This window comes from Limosilactobacillus mucosae, from assembly GCF_046939755.1.
Classification (GTDB): Bacteria; Bacillota; Bacilli; order Lactobacillales; family Lactobacillaceae; genus Limosilactobacillus; species Limosilactobacillus mucosae_A.
Window position 1 is genome coordinate 67,848 of sequence record NZ_JBKZAY010000001.1, and the last position, 20,744, is coordinate 88,591.

Annotated in this window: 18 protein-coding genes and 1 tRNA gene; 7 read left to right on the forward strand and 12 right to left on the reverse strand. The window is 45.0% G+C overall.

The window, feature by feature from the left end:
- Positions 1–60: 60 nt before the first annotated feature.
- Complete coding sequence (locus tag ACLUWI_RS00405; RefSeq protein ID WP_412145684.1) at positions 61–726, reverse strand: metal-dependent transcriptional regulator; 666 nt, start codon at positions 724–726, stop codon at positions 61–63.
- 170 nt (positions 727–896) lie between these two features.
- Here ACLUWI_RS00405 and ACLUWI_RS00410 point away from each other — a divergent pair, with 170 nt between their 5' ends.
- Together ACLUWI_RS00410 and ACLUWI_RS00415 are read left to right on the forward strand one after the other, a co-directional pair.
- Complete coding sequence (locus tag ACLUWI_RS00410; RefSeq protein WP_412145685.1) at positions 897–1,799, forward strand: cation diffusion facilitator family transporter; 903 nt, start codon at positions 897–899, stop codon at positions 1,797–1,799.
- Positions 1,800–1,948: 149 nt separating this feature from the next.
- Positions 1,949–2,662 carry a glycerophosphodiester phosphodiesterase gene (locus tag ACLUWI_RS00415; RefSeq protein ID WP_412145686.1) on the forward strand — a complete coding sequence of 238 codons (714 nt, stop codon included), beginning with the start codon at positions 1,949–1,951 and terminating at the stop codon, positions 2,660–2,662.
- Between the two features lie 94 nt (positions 2,663–2,756).
- Here the strand turns inward: ACLUWI_RS00415 and ACLUWI_RS00420 are convergent, their stop codons facing one another.
- The 3 genes from ACLUWI_RS00420 to ACLUWI_RS00430 all read right to left on the reverse strand — a co-directional run bounded on the left by ACLUWI_RS00420 (position 2,757) and on the right by ACLUWI_RS00430 (position 4,779).
- Positions 2,757–3,443: a VIT family protein gene (locus ACLUWI_RS00420; RefSeq protein WP_412145687.1), complete on the reverse strand. Its 687-nt coding sequence runs from the start codon at positions 3,441–3,443 to the stop codon at positions 2,757–2,759.
- A gap of 15 nt (positions 3,444–3,458) precedes the next feature.
- Positions 3,459–4,139 (reverse strand): VIT family protein, encoded by a 681-nt coding sequence (locus ACLUWI_RS00425; RefSeq protein ID WP_412145688.1) that lies wholly within the window; start codon positions 4,137–4,139, stop codon positions 3,459–3,461.
- Positions 4,140–4,302: 163 nt separating this feature from the next.
- Positions 4,303–4,779 (reverse strand): universal stress protein, encoded by a 477-nt coding sequence (locus ACLUWI_RS00430; RefSeq protein WP_412145689.1) that lies wholly within the window; start codon positions 4,777–4,779, stop codon positions 4,303–4,305.
- 233 nt (positions 4,780–5,012) lie between these two features.
- Here ACLUWI_RS00430 and ACLUWI_RS00435 point away from each other — a divergent pair, with 233 nt between their 5' ends.
- Positions 5,013–6,551, forward strand: coding sequence for a multicopper oxidase family protein (locus tag ACLUWI_RS00435; protein ID WP_412145690.1), 1,539 nt, complete (start codon positions 5,013–5,015; stop codon positions 6,549–6,551).
- 168 nt (positions 6,552–6,719) lie between these two features.
- Here the strand turns inward: ACLUWI_RS00435 and ACLUWI_RS00440 are convergent, their stop codons facing one another.
- From ACLUWI_RS00440 to ACLUWI_RS00460, 5 genes are all read right to left on the reverse strand, one after another.
- Positions 6,720–7,574 carry an undecaprenyl-diphosphate phosphatase gene (locus ACLUWI_RS00440; protein WP_412145691.1) on the reverse strand — a complete coding sequence of 285 codons (855 nt, stop codon included), beginning with the start codon at positions 7,572–7,574 and terminating at the stop codon, positions 6,720–6,722.
- An 81-nt stretch (positions 7,575–7,655) separates the two neighbouring features.
- Positions 7,656–8,867, reverse strand: a complete 1,212-nt coding sequence (locus ACLUWI_RS00445) for a CPBP family intramembrane glutamic endopeptidase (protein ID WP_412145692.1) — start codon at positions 8,865–8,867, stop codon at positions 7,656–7,658.
- Positions 8,868–9,015: 148 nt separating this feature from the next.
- Entirely contained in the window at positions 9,016–10,899 is a 1,884-nt protein-coding gene (gene rnjA / locus ACLUWI_RS00450) for a ribonuclease J1 (RefSeq protein ID WP_412145693.1), read from the reverse strand.
- A 240-nt stretch (positions 10,900–11,139) separates the two neighbouring features.
- The gene (locus ACLUWI_RS00455) at positions 11,140–11,487 is read right to left on the reverse strand and encodes a hypothetical protein (protein WP_412145694.1); all 348 of its coding nucleotides are present in this window, start codon (positions 11,485–11,487) and stop codon (positions 11,140–11,142) included.
- Between the two features lie 73 nt (positions 11,488–11,560).
- Positions 11,561–12,007 carry a MerR family transcriptional regulator gene (locus ACLUWI_RS00460; protein WP_412145695.1) on the reverse strand — a complete coding sequence of 149 codons (447 nt, stop codon included), beginning with the start codon at positions 12,005–12,007 and terminating at the stop codon, positions 11,561–11,563.
- A 234-nt stretch (positions 12,008–12,241) separates the two neighbouring features.
- Here ACLUWI_RS00460 and ACLUWI_RS00465 point away from each other — a divergent pair, with 234 nt between their 5' ends.
- Entirely contained in the window at positions 12,242–13,672 is a 1,431-nt protein-coding gene (locus ACLUWI_RS00465) for a DHA2 family efflux MFS transporter permease subunit (protein WP_412145774.1), read from the forward strand.
- Complete coding sequence (locus tag ACLUWI_RS00470) at positions 13,672–14,394, forward strand: DUF4811 domain-containing protein (RefSeq protein ID WP_412145696.1); 723 nt, start codon at positions 13,672–13,674, stop codon at positions 14,392–14,394. The genes ACLUWI_RS00465 and ACLUWI_RS00470 overlap by 1 nt, the downstream gene beginning before the upstream one ends.
- A 158-nt stretch (positions 14,395–14,552) precedes the next feature.
- Here the strand turns inward: ACLUWI_RS00470 and ACLUWI_RS00475 are convergent, their stop codons facing one another.
- From ACLUWI_RS00475 to ACLUWI_RS00485, 3 genes are all read right to left on the reverse strand, one after another.
- Positions 14,553–15,029, reverse strand: coding sequence for an S-ribosylhomocysteine lyase (locus tag ACLUWI_RS00475; protein WP_412145697.1), 477 nt, complete (start codon positions 15,027–15,029; stop codon positions 14,553–14,555).
- A gap of 63 nt (positions 15,030–15,092) precedes the next feature.
- Positions 15,093–15,971 (reverse strand): RluA family pseudouridine synthase, encoded by an 879-nt coding sequence (locus tag ACLUWI_RS00480; RefSeq protein WP_412145698.1) that lies wholly within the window; start codon positions 15,969–15,971, stop codon positions 15,093–15,095.
- Between the two features lie 64 nt (positions 15,972–16,035).
- A tRNA-Asp gene (locus tag ACLUWI_RS00485) sits at positions 16,036–16,111 on the reverse strand.
- A gap of 192 nt (positions 16,112–16,303) precedes the next feature.
- On the opposite strand from ACLUWI_RS00485, the gene mprF reads away from it, so the two are divergent.
- Positions 16,304–18,910: a bifunctional lysylphosphatidylglycerol flippase/synthetase MprF gene (gene mprF / locus ACLUWI_RS00490; protein ID WP_412145699.1), complete on the forward strand. Its 2,607-nt coding sequence runs from the start codon at positions 16,304–16,306 to the stop codon at positions 18,908–18,910.
- A 396-nt stretch (positions 18,911–19,306) separates the two neighbouring features.
- Entirely contained in the window at positions 19,307–20,740 is a 1,434-nt protein-coding gene (locus ACLUWI_RS00495; protein ID WP_272218656.1) for an APC family permease, read from the forward strand.
- Positions 20,741–20,744 lie beyond the last annotated feature (4 nt).

Sequence of the window (20,744 nt, forward strand, 5' to 3'; positions counted from 1 at the left end):
TAAAAACAACAAAAGGGTTCAATGCACCATGCATTAAACCCGAGCCTAAAATTTAATTATTTAGTCCTGTAAAGGCTCTTGATTGACGAAAATATTATGCGAAGCCTTAAAGGAAATGCTGAGCTGCTGATCATTGTCCAGACATTCAACCAAGATCGGTCCCTCAAATGGTTCGTGTTTGATTACCTTAACCTTGGCATGCAGTTGAAGACCAATCTCATTTAAATAAGTCAGCAGCTCATGATTGTCCAAGAAGCGTTCAATGACTACTGTTTCGCCATCTTCAGCATCGGCCAGCAGACGATGACTGATATTGTCAAACTTGCCATTGGCAGCCGGAATGACGCCACCATGCGGACAATACTTGGGATGATTCAAAAAGGCATCCAGAGCCGTCGCCAAACGATCGCTGGTATTATGTTCCAAGATCTCGGCTTCTGGGTGAACATCAGTCATGCTGTAGTGCAGATCATCAACCAAAAAAGTCTCCCATAGACGATGCTTTCTGACCAATTCAGCTGCATGCTTAATTCCCTCTGGCGTCAGAGCAATTCCATCATATGGCTCATGAGATACCAAGCCTTCCTCCGTCAGCTTGGTGATCATTTCCGTTACCGAACCGGCTGCGATGCCCAATCCCAGTGAAATTTCTTTATTAGAAACCTTTTTATAGCCACCGCCCAGCTCAAAAATAATCTTTAGATAATCTTCTTTCATTGGGGTCATGTTTTGTACAACTTCCTCCTAAAAATGTCAGCGGCAGTAAGTGTCGTCGAGCTTTTAACCATGCATTTTTCCATATTGAAACTAATCAGATTATAACATATCATAAAAATGTAATTTGGAATACCTAAATCTATTTTTAGCTTATTTATTTTAAGGCGGGGAGTGATTTCATGGAACGGCCCAACGTTTCCAAACAGCGTTTCTTAATCGTCACGCTGCTCAATGTTTTGATTACCGTTGTTGAGATTATTGGAGGATTGATATCCGGCAGTCTGGCACTGCTTTCAGATGCCTTTCACAACTTAGGGGATTCAATCTCGATTGTTTTAGGCTACTTTGCCCAAGCTATCTCAGGGCGGCCAGAAAATCGGCGACGTACTTATGGCTACCGGCGGGCTGAGATCCTTTCGGCAATGGCCAACAGCATCTTTTTGATCGTCGTTTCAATCGCGTTGATCATTGAAGCCATTAAGCGATTCAGCCATCCTGAACACATCAATGGTCGGATCATGCTGATCGTGGCCATTATCGGGCTGATTGCCAACCTGGTTTCCGCGCAGCTTTTACACAGCGGCAGCCATGACAGTCTGAACGTCAAGGCCACCTACCTGCACGTTTTAAGCGATGCACTATCTTCAATTGCCGTAATTTTTGGCGGCGTAATCTTAATGTTTTTCAATATCACCTGGCTTGATCCTACCCTGACGATCCTGGTCGCGCTCTACATCGCCAAGGAGGCTTTGCCAATCATCAAACAAACCTTGAGCATTCTGATGCAGTCATCGCCTGATCTGGACTATGAAGCCATCAAGCATGATCTGATACAGGTACCAGGAGTCGTGGGCGTTCACCATGTTCATGCCTGGACGATCGATGAGCACCGCATCGTCTTTTCAGCACACCTTAATTGCCATGATATGATGCTGAGCGAAGTCGAAAAAATCTATCTGCAGGTTGAAAAAATCCTAAACGACAAATATAACATCAAACACATTACTTTACAGGCCGAATGCCAACGGGGACGTGATGAGGAACTCTTTAATCCACCAGTTGATCATGACAAGCTGTGCTAATGAACTCATCCATAGCGCCTGACCGATGATTTTGAGCGGCCTGATCAATAATTTACACATTTTTTACCAAATTACTATTGCTTTATCATACCAAGCGTCTATAATTCGGTTCGACAAATAACCAAAGACAATTTTTAAGAGGTAAAAAAATGAATACTCAATCAAATCAAGCCATCCAAACCAAGATCTTTGGACACCGCGGCTACCCTGCCAAGTTTCCCGAAAATTCACTAGCCGGTTTTCGCTATGTGGTTGCCCACCAGATCGATGGCGTTGAATTTGACGTTCATCTGACTTCAGATCGCATTCCGGTTATCATGCATGATGAAACCATCGACCGCACGACAGACGGTACTGGCCGCATCGTTGACTACACGCTGGCTGAGCTGCGCCAATTCAAGCTGAGCAACGGCGAATCTATTCCAACTCTGGATGAGCTGTTGGACGTATTTGAAAATAAGGACGTCTGGATCAACCTGGAATTCAAGACCGACAACATTGCCTACCACGACATTGAAAAGATCGTTATGCCAATGGTCAACCAACACCATCTGCTGCATCCGGTTATCTACTCATCATTTAATCTGCAGACATTAAAAAACTGCATGCAGCTTGACGCAACGCAAGACTATAACTGGCTGACTGAAAATGACGTGCCCAAAGCTCAGGAATTCGTGAAAAAAGAACACCTGCATGGCATTCACCCACACCATTACCAAGCAACTACTGCCACACAGCGCGTCTGGACCGTTAATGACGATCAAGAGGCACAACAGCTGTTTGAAAAAAACGTTGCCGGTATTTTTACCAATCGCTTTGAAGACATGGTTCAATTAAGAAAGCACGTTCAAATTGCCCAATAATTTTAAATCCTCGTTTCAAAACCTGAGACGAGGATTTTTTTGACGCAAAAAAATCCGAAATGATAAACATCTCGGATTAGTATAAATTGATCTATCAGAACATCTTACCAACACAGTAGTGGATAATTACAGTAATGATCCCAACGATAATATTACGAATGATTGCTACCTTGACCAAACCATTGCCTAATTTGGAACTGATATATCCGGTCAGTGCACTGGTAAGTATCACAGCCAAAACAACCGCTTCCCATCGCCAGGCCACTGGTGCCAAAACCATTGCCAATAACGGCAGCAGTCCCCCTGCCGCCGCTGAAACCAATGATGAGAACGCGGCATGCCAAGGATTTAGATAGTGACCCAATTCAATATCATATTTAACGCGTACCATCGTCTGTAGCGGCTTTTTATTCAGCAGGTCTTTGGCAATTGCCGTCGCGGTGGCCTTGCTGACTCCTTTTTCCATGTAGTGATCGCGAACTGCGACAATCTCGTTTTCAAAATCATGCTTGAGCAGATATTCCTCATGCGTAACAGCTGATTTTTCTGTATCCTTTTGTGTCGAAACCGATGCATACTCGCCAGACGCCATTGAAAAAGCACATGCCAACAAATCTGACAGGCCGGCAATAAAAATCGTAAATTGATCTGTTGTTGCCGCTGCTACCGAAACCAGTACACCAACAACCGTCAAGATCCCGTCATTGGCTCCTAAAACACCCGCACGCAACGTATTCAGCTTTTCTTGCATCGTCTGCTTGGGCTTTTTACTTTGCTCCATTACTTATTACCCCTTTCAACGCGCGAACAGCTGACCAATCAGATACGTTACCAACATCGTCAATAAACTAGAGGCTACGTTGCGAACTACCGACTTCAAGCGATTTGAATTGCCGAGGACAGCTGCCAGGTAACCAGTAATTACCAAGGCGACCAAAACAGCAAAAATCGTAGCTAAGATCGCAATATCATGCGGGAAGCTCATTACGGCAACCATTGGTAAAATCGAGCCCAAAGGAAAGGCAATCAACGAAGCAATGGCGGCTGCATAGGGACTGGTAAATTCTTTGGGATTGAAGCCATAGCGTTCTTGAACGACCGTAACCAACGGATCTTCATCCATCAGTTCTTTAGTGGCTTGATGAGCTAATTTAGGATCTATATCTTGTGCTAAGAACTTATTTTTGACATAGTTGAATTCACGATTATAATCTTCAGATAATCGTTCTTTTTCTTCAATCAACGCCATCTTCTGTGAATCTTTTTCAGTTGAGACCGAAACGTATTCACCCATACACATTGAGATCGTACCAGCCAAACTGCCAGAAAGCCCAGAAATCAAGATTGCATGTGGATTGCTGGTCGCAGCTGCCACCCCAATAACAATTCCGGCAACCGAAATGATCCCATCATTGGCCCCCATTACACTGGCTCGCAGCACATTGATTTTTTGTGCCAGCGACATTTTCTTTTTCATAAGCCAGTCCTCTTTCCTTATCGTAGTTTAGAATCATTATAACATAGAACTAAGAACCGACAAGCTTTTATTTTGTCAGCAAAAATTAAAAGGCAAGTCGAATGCCGCCACCAGCATTCGGCTTGCCTTTTTAGGATCGTCAAAAACATTTTTGATCAGCAGATTATTCGTAGTGAGTAACCTCATCCGTACGAATCACGAAAACTGAAGTTCCCGAATGCTTGACCATGTATGAAGCCTGTGAACCAACCGTATTGCGATTGCCGTTTTTACCGATTGAGCCAATAATCAGCAGATCCGGCTTAAATTCAGGAATCACATGATTGCAGATTCGTTCAGCTGGACGATCGCCTTGGTCAACGATCGCCGTAATTTTTTTAGGGTTCACGCCATAGTCAATCGCAGCCTGTACGTAATCGTTCAAGCGTTTGCGTAAATCATCTTCCGTACTATGAACGTAGTCACGATTTAGTACTTGGTAGACGTTGACTCGGTTAGTTTCCAAAATCGAAACGATTCCAATCTCAGACCCATCGCGCTTGGCCTTATCAACTGCATAGGAAAAAGCAGCCCGAGCGTCAGGCGCATCATCAACGCCGACGAGAATCTTTTTGAACTTCTTTGGCTTAATGTCGAACAAACTAACGACTCCTCTCTTAGATAACCGACTCCACTCGCCGGTACTGACTGGTGTTCATTTAACTTATCTATGTCTATGTTACTACATTTACCAACTTTGTAAACTCAATTTTTTAGACAAGCCTAAATATTATTTAATGAATCATAAAATATTTGCAGACTATTTAGTTTAATTAATGATTATAAGCGTTATAATAATTATGTAAACGTATTCATTTAAGGGAGGTTATTGACATGAACGACCAAGAAACGATTCAAGACTATTGTTACGATGAAGCCGCCTTTGACTATCATGACCGTGCGTATATTCCGCTGCAGGTGGCAGATGCTCCAGAACAGCCCCTGCGAATTCCAGAAATTCTAAAACCCGATCAGGAAACCGCTACGGACGTTTACTATACGATCACCGCACAAACCGGCGCCGTTCAGCTCCTACCTGGGAAGAAGACCGCTACCTGGGGCTATAACGGACCGTTGCTTGGCAAAACCGTAATCTTTAAAGATGGACAAACCGTGCATATTCACTATATCAATGACCTGCCTGAAGTAACGACCTTTCACTGGCATGGTCTGGCAATTCCTGGACCAATTGAAGATGGCGGCTGTCATGCTCCCGTCTATCCTGGGCAAACGCGCGACGTTGAATTCACAATTCATCAACCGGCTGCCTTTGTCTGGCTGCATGCTCATCCATGTCCAGCCACTGCCGAACAAGTCTGGCATGGACTAGCCGGTGGCGCCATCGTTCAAGATCAGCATGAATCTCAGCTACCCTTGCCACGTAACTATGGCGTCGATGACATTCCGGTTATTCTGCAGGATCGTCGTTTTCATGAAAATAACCAATGGGATTATCGTCAAGACTATGATCCAGATGGCATTTTAGGTCCAACGCCAATGATCAATGGAACAATCAACCCCTACTTTGACGTCACAACGCAAAAAGTAAGGCTGCGTTTCTTAAACGGTGCCAACCGACGTGAATGGCGGCTGCACTTTAGCAATGATCTGCCGTTTACCCAGATTGCCGGTGACCTTTCACTGCTCCCTAAGCCATTAAAAATGACCAAACTGATGCTGACATGTGCCGAACGAGCTGAAATCATCGTCGACTTTGGCAGCTATCGCCCTGGCGATGAGGTTGTGCTCTATTCTGACGATACGCCGCTGCTGCGCTTTAAGATTCACGAATTCCAGCCAGATTGCTCCACTCTGCCTGATGTCTTGTTTGAAACGCCTAACCCATCTGTATCACCTGAAATGCCGATTCATTACGTCACCTTAGATGGAATGGATGAAGCGGTAGCGATGAATGGCAAGAAGTTTAAGATGGATCGAATCGACTATCAGATGCCAATGCATAAGGTTCAGCTTTGGGATATTGAAAACACCAATCGCGCACCTGGCATGATTCATCCGTATCATATGCACGGAACTGGCTTTGTAACGGTAGCTCGTAATGGTCATGCCCCAAATGCAAATGAGTTGGGGCTTAAAGATACGATTGCCATCAATCCGGGCGAACATGTCCTGCTCAAAGTCTGGTTTGACGTGCCCGGCGTCTTTATGTACCACTGCCACATTCTTGAGCACGAAGACGGCGGCATGATGGCTCAATTAAAAGTTGTTGATCCCAAAAATCCCAATAAACAATATCAGCTGATGGATCATATGACACTAATGCGCGCCTTTGCCGAAGAACGCCACGTGCCATTAAATGAGCTCTGGTTGGGTGGTATGGATTCCTATCGTAAAATGGGTGAAGAAATGTAGCATATTTCCCGGGAAATTCCATTTTTCTTCTACTGATCAGTTAGCTTTGCAATTGCTGAAAATAAATAATGGTGCTAATTCAAGCCACTAAAGCTTGAATTAGCACCATTTTATTTTGGAAAAAATTAAATTTCAGTCCGTGACTGTCTGATTTTCCATCTGCTTTGACTACTTCAAGACCAAAAAGTACAGCAACACAAGCAAACCAAGAGCAATCCGATACCAGCCGAATACTTTAAAGTCATGCTTTTTGATGTAGCGCATCAAGAATTTGATAACGATAATCGATGAGACAAATGCCGTAATCAAGCCGACCATCATAATCCAAAATTCCATTGAGGTAAACGCTAGGCCAAATTTAAGCAGCTTAAACAATGCTGCCCCAAACATAACTGGAATCGCCAGGAAGAAGGTATATTCGGCAGCTACCGTTCGTGATACCCCCAAAAGCAGCGCGCCGACGATCGTAGCCCCCGAACGGCTGGTCCCAGGGAAGACCGCGGCAATCAGCTGAAAGAAGCCGATCATGACTGCCATCTTATATGAAATTTCGGCAATTGAATTGACTTTGGCTTGTTTACCTTTGTGTGCCGTTTCAATCCAAATAAAGGCCACCCCAAAAACGATTAAGGCGATTGCCACACTAATCGGGTTGTAGAAAAGCCGTTCAAAAGTATCGTTGAAAGCCACCCCGATAATCCCAGCTGGCAGACATGAGATAAAGATCTTCAGCCACATAATCATAATATCTTTATCGATATAGCGCCAGATGCCTTTTGGTGCGGCAATTCCCACGGCTTGACTGTGATGGAACGGCCAGATGCGCTTCCAGTAAATTACAACGACAGCCATGATCGCTCCTAATTGGATAACGACTTCAAACATACTGTAAAAAGATTTGGACACATCCAATTTAACGAACTGGTCCAACAGAATCATATGGCCGGTACTGCTAATTGGCAGCCATTCAGTGATCCCTTCTACAAGCCCAAAGAAAAAGGACTTGACTAGTTCAATTATCATTAAGTTAAACATCCTTTCAAAAATCGCTGTTTATAATGATAAGCTTTTTTTTCAAGATAATATAGGGTCTTTACTAAAATTTCACATTCTAAAGTCAAATGAGAAGTCAAAATGCTGGTGATCGCCAGTAAACCGATCGGCATGTCGTTCCATGACCAGACGGCGATTGCCAAACATCATCCAAAGAGCAGCAGCAGTAAAGTAAAGGAACTCAATCGCCAGTGCAATCCAATCAGCCAAACTGGTACTGCCGACGATCGTTTCATGATGCGTTAGGCAAAAGATCGCTGCATCGATAAAGAAGTGCATCAGCATTGTCAGCCATAATTGTCCCGTGTATAGGTAGACGACTGCCAGATATAGACCCAGGCCAACCGCAAAGATCGTCTGCAGAATCGTCACGTCCCATTTTTGCACGGCAGCATTTGGCAGATGCAGCAGTCCAAAGCAGAGTGCGCTCAAACCTACCGCAATCGGTACACGCTGCGTCAGATTACGGCAAGCATAAAGCATCGCGCCTAAAATTCCAAAACGGCAAAGCGTCTCTTCAGCAATTCCTGCTTCCAGAGCCGTCAAGACTAAACGCAGATTCCATTGAACGTGAAAATCAAACTGCAGCCAACCGGTTTGGAAAATATCAAATGCCAAATAAATTACATAAACAGCCAGCAGAACGCTCATTACCCACCAGCTCCAGCCAGTGCCAAACGTCGGTATCAAACCTGGCCATGACAAATGCCAGGCTCGCATCAAAACCGTTACCGAAACAAAAAATGCCAAGGCGCCCCAAAAACCTGTTCCGATAAACTCCTTAAACAGCTGCGGCTGAATAAACTTATCGGGTAAAAAGTACTGCATCATCATAACCGTTGTCATAAACAGATAGATTAAAAAGATGATGCGAGCGACCACGTTTTCCATCTGACCGCCAATCTCACTGGCAAACGGCGCAAACATGATCAGATAGTATAACAGTGTTACGGCAATTACGCCCCGTGCCGGCAGATGCAGCCGCACGATGATCTCTCTGGTGACGGTTCCCCACAGCATGATCAGCATGATTGGCTGCAGCATGGTCTGTAAAAACACATCGACAACCTGCAGCCAGTGCGGTACATGAGTAACAACCGTAATCATCAGTCCCTCCAAGGCAACCAGCGCCAAAACGAATACCAATAACCGGATTCCGCGTCCCATAATCAAGACGTTCCACCAAGCAACGGCAATCAAGAAAATTAAAGCGCCAACCAACTGGGCCTGATACCAGATGTGAAGATAGTCTCTCCCTGACATCAAAATGCCTCCTTAAATAATGAAAACAAAAATAATTACAGCTTTCATAATACCAGAGGGCAAGCAATTCATTAAGTCTGGAATCAAAAAAGGTCAGTTTATTTACCGTCAAAAAAAGCCCGCCATTTAGACGAGCTTTGCTTAATTGCTATTTTTCGGCTACGACTGGCTGGCCGTTTTTCTTGGCAACTGGATGACTGCGCCGGCGCGGACGTGGACGTGACTTATCGTTTTCGTTATTGGCAGCACCATTTTTGCTTTTGTGCTTGGGACGCGAATTAGTCCGTCGGGCGTTGTGGCGAACGTCACGCTGCAGATCGCTGCCCTGTCCTTCTTCATCGGCATTCAAAATAGTAACCATTGGAATAATAACAGGACGCCGCCCAGTCCATTCAAACAACAGCTTTTGCAATCGGCTGACGATGGTACGATTGATTGCCCGCCGATCGACATGCTGATGGTTCTTAAATGTATTCAGGATTGCCCAAAAAACTTCATGGTTGGCGGCCTTGATCAGTTCTTGAGATTCATGCATATAGACAAAGCCTCGTGAAACAATGTCTGGCCCAGCCACGATCTGGTAGTCTTTTAAATCAACGACGGCAATCGCGGTAACCACCCCTTCTTCAGAAAGCATCCGTCGTTCGCGGATCTCAGGGTTACCGACCGTATCGCCGGCATCACGGCCATCAATATAGACATCGCTGGCCGTTTCGATATGATCGGCAACGCGGCAGGTATCCTTAGTCAGGGCCAAAACGTCGCCATTAGCCAAAACGAAGCTGTGATCCATTGGCACGCCGGTTAATTCAGCCAACTTTGTATGAATCTTTTGCATCCGATATTCTCCATGGACCGGTGCAAAGAACTTTGGCTTCATCAGACGCAGCATCAGTTCTTCGTCAACCTGACCACCATGACCGGAAGTGTGAATATTGTTGACATAGCCATGAATTACCTCGGCACCGTCTTCTTCCAGCTTATTGATCAGAGCATTAACGCTGGTGGTGTTGCCCGGAATCGGATTGGAAGAAAAGACGACCGTATCGCCAGGTTGAATGGCAATCTGCCGGTGCGTACCGTTGGCAATGCGACTCAGCGCAGCCATTGGCTCACCTTGCGAACCGGTACACATGATCATAACCTTTTCTGGCGGGTAGCTGTTGATGTCATTTTGATCGATCAGGGCATCTTCTGGAATATGCAGATAGCCCAGCTCCTGTCCAGCCGCAATCGCATTCTCCATGCTGCGGCCAAACACGGCAATCTTGCGGCCCTGCTTCAAAGCAGCATCACTGGCCTCGCGAAGCCGGTAGACGTTAGAGGCAAATGAGGCGAAGATAATGCGTCCCTTAATCCGCTCAAAGATCCGGCGAATGTGAATATCAACCCAGCGTTCCGATTTGGTAAATTCAGGTCGTTCCGCGTTGGTCGAATCTGAAGTCAAAAGCAGGACGCCTTCTTCACCAAGCTTTGCCATCTGTTGAAAGTTTGGGCCTGGCAAATGACCAACCGGCGTTAAGTCGAACTTAAAGTCACCGGTTTGAACGATCGTGCCTTGTGGAGTATGAACAGCAACTCCCAAGGTATCCGGAATCGAGTGCGTCGTCCGGAAGAATGAGACCCACAGTTTTTTAAAGTGCACCGTATCAAATTCATTGATTTCATGCAATTCGGCATTCTTCAACAGGTGTTTTTCCTCCAGCTTGCCGCGAATCAAAGACATGGCAAACGGACCAGCATAGATTGGCGCATTAACTTTCTGCAAGAAAAATGGAAGTCCGCCAATGTGGTCTTCATGACCGTGCGTAATGAAGATCCCTTTAATCTTGTCTTTATTTTCAACCAGGTAGTCGTAGTTTTGAATGACGTAGTCGACCCCTAGCAGCTCATCTTCTGGGAACAAAACTCCGCAGTCAATGATGATGATCTCATCTTGGAATTGAACACAGTACATGTTCTTACCGATCTCGCCTAAGCCACCCATAGCATAAAAAGCGACTTCATTGTTTTTAATTTTTAATTTGCGCATAATACCTTTCTTTCCTTTGTGTTATTAAAATTTCGTCAATTTTCGCAATTCAGAAATCAATGCAAGTGAAAATAGCGCCGTCAAACAACTGACGTCACGTCTGAATTTGAAAATGAGCAACTCGTATTATTTATCCGTTCAAATAAAACTTAGTTTATTCTAACACATCCTAGAAGGCATTAGTAGTAAGTCGTTTTTGGAAAAATAAAAAGCACGGCTGAATACCGTGCCATGATCGGTTTAATCTTCTTGCGGCAGCTTGGCATGCTCTGATTGCATCCATTCTGCCCAAGCCTCGACTGGTTCACCATCAGCATCAAAGCGCGCCGACAGTTCATTCAAGATCTTAACATAGCAAGACTTAACCATCGAAATACTCATTGCAGCTAGTTTGGCAATGGTCAGATAGTTGTTTTCTTCCAGAATCTGATTGATCATTGCCACTGCCTCATCGTCACCGGCCAATGCATCAATAATTTCAAGATTGTCCTGCTTGTATTGGCGAACGTAGTACTTGGCAAATGTTTCTAAAGCATTGTCCTGTGCTGCATCGGTCAGCTCATTAAAGCCAAAAGTATCTTCGCTCATGGAAGTCGTCCCCTTTAAAAATAATTTGTACATTACTAGCTTAACACTTTTTACGACTTCTGCAGTTACCAACCTATTGACGGTTTCGCAGGGTTAATTTAACGTGTTCGGACCCTTGAACGACTGCAACAACTTCCTTATCTGGCACATCATCCAGTTTTCCAAGATTGATCAGCGTCGCACCAGTCATTTCATCAGTTTCAAAATCCAACAGCCGATCACCAACAAAATGCTTAAACGACTTAACCATGGTCCGATGCTCTTTTTGTTTTTTGACGGCAACCGGCAGCGTAAAGCCCTCATCCAAAAAATACTTGATACCCGCCACTTGCACTAGTGTCATCAATGTATACTTATGGCTCTTGTTTTGCTGATCCTGTTCTGAACTTATATATCCTTTGCGCTCCCAATATCTGATCTGACTGGGTGAGACGTTGGTTGCTTGCGAAAGCTCACTCATACTGATGCGCAGTTTTTCATGAACGAACATCTTGCGGAATTCTTCCGTAATGGGACTCATTTTCTGATTCCTTTCCTATTTCTTATCAATTGTAATCCTTTATATCGTAACCTAAAAACACTAATTAATATAATATTTTTGAATATCTTTATCAAGAAATTTGACAAAGATATTCAATTATCATATATTTATAATCGTTTTTAAAAAATCAGCAACTTCAAAGGGGGGCTTTATGTGTCTGCAAATACAGCAGTCGACATCAACGGCAAACCATATCACCGCAATCTTTTGGTGATGGTGATGTTGATCGGTAGCTTTTGTACGGTCTTGAATCAAACAATTTTGGCCACGGCTTTTCCAACTTTAATGAAAGCCTTTGACATTAGTACGGCAACCGTTCAATGGCTCACGACCGGTTTTATGATGGTTAATGGGATTATGATTCCCGTCTCGGCATATCTAAGCAGTAAATTTAATTCCAAATGGCTCTATATCTCAGCGATGACGATCTTTGAATTGGGAACCATCACGGCTTTTATGGCTCCTAATTTCGGCACCCTGCTTTGTGGCCGCTTGATTCAGGCAATTGGGGTCGGTATTACAATGCCCTTAATGCAAAACATCATGCTGACGATCTTTCCACCCGAAAAACGTGGAGCAGCGATGGGAATCAACGGTTTAGTAATTGCCCTAGCACCAGCCCTTGGTCCTTCGCTTTCTGGATGGGTGGTCGATAACTACTCATGGCGTGTGCTTTTCGGTATGATTATTCCCATTGTTGCCATTGTGATCTTTGCCAGTTTCTTTTTAATGCAAAATGTTATCAAAAATACTGATCCAACTTTGGACTGGCTTTCATTGCTCATTTCTACAATTGGCTTTGGCAGCGTTTTGTATGGTTTCTCATCTGTCGGCGATAAAGGCTGGACCAATGCCATCGTTTGGGGCTCCATCTTGCTCGGCGCTGTTCTGATTGCTGTTTTGGTATGGCGCCAGAATCATTTAGCGCATCCATTTCTGAACTTTAAAGTCTTTAAAACCCCTGAATTCGCGTTGGCAACACTGCTTAGTTCCGTAGTTATGATTGCCATGGTCGGTGTTGAATTGGTTCTGCCGCTTTATTTGCAGATCGTACATGGCATGTCGGCTTTCCACTCTGGATTGACGCTGCTATTCGGGGCAGTCATGATGGGGGTAATGAGTCCGATTACCGGAAGTCTTTTCGACCGTTATGGTGCTCGGCGACTGGCTATGACTGGAATGTTTGTTTTAACGGTTGGTACGCTGCCATTTGCTTTCTTAACTCGTGAGACATCGATCTTCGACGTTGTCTTTCTTTATGCTGTGCGGATGTTTGGGATTTCAATGGTAATGATGCCCGTTACGGCTTCCGGTATGAATGCCCTGCCATTTAACATGATTTCGCACGGAACCGCCGTCAACAACACGATCCGTCAAGTTGCCTCCTCAATGGGTTCAGCAATTCTGATCTCAGTATTGACTAACGTAACGAATTCGCAAAAACCAGCTGATTCTTTACTAAAAGCCTCTCCACTGCAATACAAGTCAAAGATGATCGATGCCACTTTAAATGGCTATCATGCTGCCTTTTGGATCGCAATTGCCTTTGCCGTGATCGGTCTATTGGCAACTATGCGTTTGGGCGAAGGCAATAAGATTCACGCCAAATATGATTCAGACGCTGAAAAGGAGGGCAATGCATAATGATTACCATTATAATGTTTGTTGGAGCCATTGCTTTCTTTGTTGCGATTATGTTTTCTCCTAATAAACATACACGTTTGCTTTGGGGAATGATCACCGGCTTGATTTTTGTCGGCGCCACTTTATTAATTACCGGTAACTTCCATGAACATTGGGGAATGAAGCAGGTTACGACGACTAAGACTCAAAAAATCTACTCGCCCAGTCCGCAAATGCAGCTGGCACTTTACCAGCCAGTTGGCACTTCTGGTAAAGACGATGTCTACATCTACCAGACCAAGCCACGGCAAAAAAAGCCGCAGCATACGCAAGCCAATGAGTTTACGACCAATCGTTTAGTCTGGACTGATTCAGATCAGGCTACATTAACCATTAAAGAAACTCGTTGGCGCTTTAAAAACAACTTTTATAAAGTACTGTTTGCCGGTTCCAAAATGGATGGGAATCTAGTTTCGCGGACCAATACGTTTAGATATCCAAAAACGTTTGTTAAGATTTCAGTCAAACAGGCCCAGGCGCTAAAAAAGCAGGTGCAGGCACGGAAATCCCCCACAGCTCAGGCTCAGCTGCAAAAACAAGCTGCTGCTTATGTTACTGCCAAAGTACAGGCCGCTAAGCAGCAAAATCCTAAGCTGACAGAATCTCAGGTACAAAAGATCTCTCAGCAGGCACAGCAGGAATATCAAGCTCAGTTAATCAAAAAAATGATGACCGCCAAATAAAAGCAGTCATCGCCTAATTAATATTCCAAAAGAACGTCCTAAGGGAGCCATCCATCCCATGACTGAAGTCACGGGATTTCCGGCTAGGCATAATTAAAACGACAGCGTCACATCATGTTCGATGTAATGCTGTCGTTTTTTTAATGTTGCAAAGCAGCCTAATCAACAATGTGACGTTCAAATGGCTGATCACTAATGCCTTGGGACAAAATCTTCTTGCACCATTCCTTAGCAGAAAACAGTGAGTGGTCGCGGTAGTTGCCACAGCTCTTTTCAGTCGTGCCTTGAACGTCTTCCCACTTGGTCTGGTAGGCGATTTCTTCCAGTGAGGACTTCAAGGCTTTGGCAACTTCGGTCGTGCTGTGTTCGCCCCAGGTAATCAAATGAAAGCCCGTCCGGCAACCAAATGGCGAACAGTCAATAACGCCCGTCAAGCGGTCCCGCAGCAAGCCAGCCAGTAAGTGTTCAATCGTGTGCAGACCGGCCGTTGGAATGGCATTTTCATTTGGCTGAACCAAGCGCAGATCGTAATTACTGATCTTGTCGCCTTTAGGTCCTTCTTCAACCGTAATCAACCGAACGTAAGGGGCCTTTACTTTTGTGTGGTCCAGCGTAAAACTTTCAACTTTAGCCATGAAAAATTCCTCCTAAAACTTGATTAGTCTTATTATAGAACTTTTACTTGAAACTGCATAAAATTATCGGGTCATAGCCTGGGCAAACGTTGCCGGCAATTTAATCGTAAAGTCACGACGCTTTAACGTAAATGGGTCGTCAAATGCGATATGCGAGGCACAGAGCAGCTGATGATCAAACTGTGCAGTCTGACCGCCATATAAATGATCCCCTAGCAGCGGATGGCCGAGATAACTAAAGTGAACCCGGATTTGATGCGTTCGACCAGTATGCAGCCGTACTCTTACCAACGTCCAGTCTTTGCCACGCTCTTCAACCCAATATTCGGTCTTAGCAATCTGACCGCTTGTTCTGACTTCACGCCGCGCTTGCCCCTCAACCCGAGCGATGGGTTCTTCAATCAGGCCATGGTCGTTTTCCAGGACTCCTTCAACAATCGCTTGATATTCCTTAACCATTCGATGCTGCTGAACCTGTTGACTGATCATGCTGACGGCTACCTGATGCTTAGCCACCAACAATAGGCCACTGGTAAAGCGATCCAGGCGCGTAATCAGATGCGGCCGCTGATCTGGCGAATTCTGATCCATCAAGTATCCGGTCACGCGGTTAAGCAGAGTATCATCACCAGTCGTTGGTCCTGGAATCGATGCCAGTCCAGCTGGTTTATTAACAACCAGCCAGTTGGCATCTTCAAAAACAATCTCCAGATCACCATGACTGGGCTGAACGTCTGGATTGGGAAACTCTGGCACGACTTTGATCGTCAGCGGCTGATTGGGTAAAATCTTGGTAGTTGGTCGCACCGTTCGATGATCAACCTGAAATTCGCCGGCACCATTTTTGATATCGTTAAACATCCGATGCCCCATGCCTAAAGTCTGTAGATATTTTTTAATCTTGATCGGTTCTTGACCACGATAGATCCAAGTGTTTTCCATTTTCTCCTCCAAATGAGCATACAAAAAAAGTTGAGACCGAAATCCCAACTTTCAAAAACTATAACGGTCCGTACGAGACTCGAACTCGTGATCTCATCCGTGACAGGGATGCGTCCTAACCAAAACTAGACCAACGGACCAATTCCACAACAATTGATAGTATACGAAAAGATTTGCTCAGCGTCAATAGCAGCAACCAAAATTAAGCTGTTTTAATATTGAAAAATTTTTTGCCACGTCAGATGCAATCTACTATTATTAATATTGAATTGCAAACTGGCAGACCATTTTGTTTATCAAACTGACATAATAAAAAGCGAGGATTCTGAAACATGAACTCATCCCTAGCTACACGCATTAAAAATTGGTGGCAGCATTATGCTAAGCTGTTGAAGCTGCTGTTCATTGCTTCAGTGGTTATTTTTGTAATCACGGCGCTGGGCAGCTTTTTAAAGGACGTTGACTGGCATCGTGTCGGTATTGGTCTTGCCAGTCAATCGCCCATTCACGTTTTAATGATGCTGATCGGCGGATGCATCTCAATCATGCCCATGCTTGGCTACGATTTTGCCATTACTCATTTTTTGTCCGGTCGTTTCTCTAAGCACTACATTATCAGAAGTGGCTGGATCACCAATACCCTGACCAACGTTGCCGGCTTTGGCGGACTGTTGGGCGCAACCTTAAGAGCCTATTTTTATGGCAGACATTCCAGCAAAAAGCAGGTCTTGTTTGCCATCTCTAAAATTGCCATCTTTTTGCTGTCCGGACTTTCGATTCTTTGTTGGCTGGCACTGGTAGTATTGTTTTTAGTACCAAACGGGCATCATTTTGATCGCTACATCGTCTGGCTGGTTGGCGGTGGCCTTTATTTCCCCATTGTCTTTATTTTCACGCGGCTTAAAAATTCCAGCTTTTTTAAGGATCTGACACCCAAGCTTGAATTATTCATTGTTGCGAGCTCAACTGGCGAATGGCTGCTGGTGGCACTCTTTTTCTTGATGATCGGCTGGTTATTGGGCGTTAAGATCAATTTGTTATTGATCCTGCCAATGTATGTCGTCGCCCAGCTCTTAGGCGTCATCTCCATGCTGCCTGGGGCAATCGGCTCCTTTGACATTATCATGCTGATGGAGCTGAGTATGTTGGGCGTCGATCGCTCAACAGCTCTGGTCTGGCTGGTTTTCTTCCGAGTCTTTTACTATTTGGTGCCGTTGGCGTTTGGAGCGTTGTTATTTGTATACCATTTCTGCCAGAAGATCAATCGTTTTTTCAAGGGTCTGCCCAACTTAATCTGGCATCAGAGCGCGCATGTCTTGATCACGATCTTTATGTACTTTTCCGGCATCCTCATGCTGATCGATGCCTCCTTGCCTGATTTGACTGAAAACAGCCGCTTTCTGCAGCGTTTCTATCCTTTCACTTTCTTTTTTTTGCATCAATTAAGCACCGTTTTATTTGCCATTGCGATGCTGGCATGTGCGCGCGGCGTGCAGGCCAAGCTCAAGAAGGCATATTGGCCATCCTTGATTCTACTGCTGATTGGCATGGTCAACACGCTATGGAATCTGGGAACCTGGGGACTGACCATCTATCTGCTGGTTCTGCTGTTGCTTGTCTTAACGATGCGGCATGCCCTGTATCGCGAAAAGATGGCCTATTCGCTGGGGAAGGCGTTTAGTGATGGGATTGTCTTTGTCGGTATTTTTATCCTTTATATTATTATTGGAATCGTTAATGAACCAAACTACTATCACCATCATAAGATTCCCCAGTTCTTGTTCTTCCCAGGCGAAAATCTCTGGTTCTCCGGTTTTATCGGCTTAATCTTAGGAATTTTGGTCATGCTGGCCATTCTGCGCTACTTTACCAGCGGCTACGATCCATTCAACGGCTATCATTCATTCGATGCCAAGCGCTGCCGGCAGCTGATTGAGCGCTTTGGCGGCAACGAAACCAGTCATCTGGCTTTTTTACGCGATAAAAACATCTACTATTATCAAGTCGAAAAAGAAGACCGACTCTTCTTCATGTACCGGCGCAAATACGACAAGCTGATCATCATGGGCGAACCAGTCGGCGACCAAAGCTTGCTGCATGATGCCTTGAAACAGTTCATCGTTGAAGCCGATCGTTTCGGCTATCAGCTGGTATTTTATGAGGTGGGTCAGTCGACGACCATGCTGCTGCACGAATTTGGCTTTGACTTTCTTAAAACCGGTGAGGATGGCCTGGTTAAGCTGGCTGACTTCACGCTCGCCGGTAAGCGTCAGCGTTCGCAGCGTGCCTTGATGCACAAGTTTGAGCGTGAAGGCTACACGTTCGCTGTAGTAGAACCGCCATTTAACCAAGATCTGTTAAAAGAGCTGAAGCACGTTTCCGACAGCTGGCTGGGCAAACAGGTTGAAAAAGGCTTCTCATTAGGCTTTTTTGATGAATATTACCTGCAGCAGGCCCCAATTGCCATTGTTAAAAATCAAGACCAGCAGATCGTGGCCTTTGCAACGCTGATGCCTACTGGAGGCAAACAAATCCTGACGATCGATTTAATGCGTCACGATCGCGATCTGGCACCATCAGGCATTATGGACATGATTTTTGTCAATCTATTCTTATATGGTCAAACATCCGGCTACGAATATTTTGATCTAGGAATGGCCCCATTGAGCAACGTGGGCGAATCACAGTTTAGCTTCATCGAAGAAAAAGCCGCACACTTTATTTACGAGTACGGCTATCGACTCTACGGCTTCCAGGGGCTGCGCAACTATAAGGAAAAATATGCCGATATCTGGCTGTCGCGCTACACCGTCTATCGCAAAAAGAGCTCGCTGGTTGGTTCAATGCTGGCCCTGGTCAGTGTCGTCAATCAGCGTTCAGCCCCTAATCACAGTCGACGCTTGAAACCGCAATTAATTGAAGATATTCTAAAACATTGAATAAAACAGGCCTATCCATCCCATGAATAAAGTCACGGGATTTCCGGTCTAAGTTAATTAAAGAGTCGTCTCGTAAGTTGAGACGACTCTTTTGTCATTTGAACAATCTTTAACACTAAATTAAAAAAATTAAATTTTCAGCCGTCATCACGAAACTTAATTCAGCGCGTCACGCCTGATACGTTTACGCTTACATGGTTTAGGCGGATTGTTAGAATGCACAAAAAGTTCTTGCAAGCTGTTTAAATTATAGTTATAATTTAAAACATTAGAGAATTCTAATTTAACTATCATTATTTATCGCTTGGTTTTCCCGCCAAGTTATGACTAATTGCAATCATATTGGAACTTTTTTGCAGAATTAGGATTGTCTCACTTAGTTCAGGAGGAAGATTTATGGGATTTTGGAAAACTATCACTCGAAAAGAAGACCCCAGTGTCTACCAAGATAAGGACAGTCACCTTATTCGCTCATTGCGCGTACGGGACTTTCTGGCCTTAGGGGTCGGGACGATTGTGTCCACTTCGATCTTTACTTTACCTGGTGAGGTTGCTGCCATGCACACTGGTCCAGCCGTTGCCATCTCGTTTGTGATCGCGGCTGTCGTTGCTGGCCTGGTTGCCTTTGCCTATGCTGAAATGTCAGCTGCCATGCCATTTGCTGGCTCTGCTTATTCATGGATCACTGTTGTATTTGGTGAATTCTTTGGTTGGATTGCCGGTTGGGCACTGTTGGCTGAATACTTTATCGCCTTGGCCTTTGTCGGCTCTGGTCTTTCGGCCAATCTGCGGCCACTGCTTGCCAACATTGGGATCAAGCTGCCGGCTTCGCTTTCCAATGCCTTTGGTACTAGTGGCGGGGTCGTTGACCTGATTTCTTTGATCGTGATTGCACTGGTTGCCATCCTGGTTTCCCAAGGTGTAAAGGATGCCGCCCGTGTTGAAAACGTACTGGTTACGCTGAAGGTGCTGGCAATTCTGCTGTTCATCGTCGTTGGCGCAACCGCAGTCAAGCACAGTAATTTCGTTCCATTTATTCCTAAGTACCGGATGACTTCTAACGGTGCTTTTGGTGGCTGGCAAGGTATCTACGCTGGGGTTTCGATGATTTTCCTTTCCTACATCGGCTTTGACTCCATTGCCGCCAATTCAGCCGAAGCCATCAACCCTGGTAAGACGATGCCACGCGGGATTCTGGGTTCGCTGGCAATTGCCGTTGTTTTGTTTGTTGCCGTAGCCTTGGTTCTGGTTGGGGTTCTTCCTTACCAAAAGTACGCCAACTCTGCTGAACCAGTTGGTCTGGCTCTGCGTTCTATTGGTCACCCAGTCGTTGCTTCGGTTGTCCAAATCGTTGCCGTTGTTGGGATGTTTACCGCACTGATTGGGATGACGATGGCTGGTTCTCGTTTGATCTACTCATTTGGTCGTGACGGCATGCTGCCTAAGTTCTTGGGAACGCTGGACGAAAAGAACCGGCCGAACCATGCACTTTGGACTTTGGCAATCATTGCTATCCTGATTGGCGCCATGTTCCCATTCGCATTCTTGTCACAATTAATCTCCGCTGGGACGTTGATTGCCTTTATGTTTGTTTCATTAGGGATCTATGCATTGCGCCCTCGTGAAGGCAAGGATATTCCAACGCCAGCCTTTAAGATGCCGTTCTATCCAGTAATGCCATGCTTAGCTTTCCTGGCTTCCCTGTTCGTGTTCTGGGGACTTGACATCGATGCCAAGATCTATGCCGGCGTATGGTTCCTGCTTGGTCTGGTAATCTACTTTACCTATGGTGCTCGTCATTCTTACTTAAACAAGACGAAAAAGGACTAGTTGT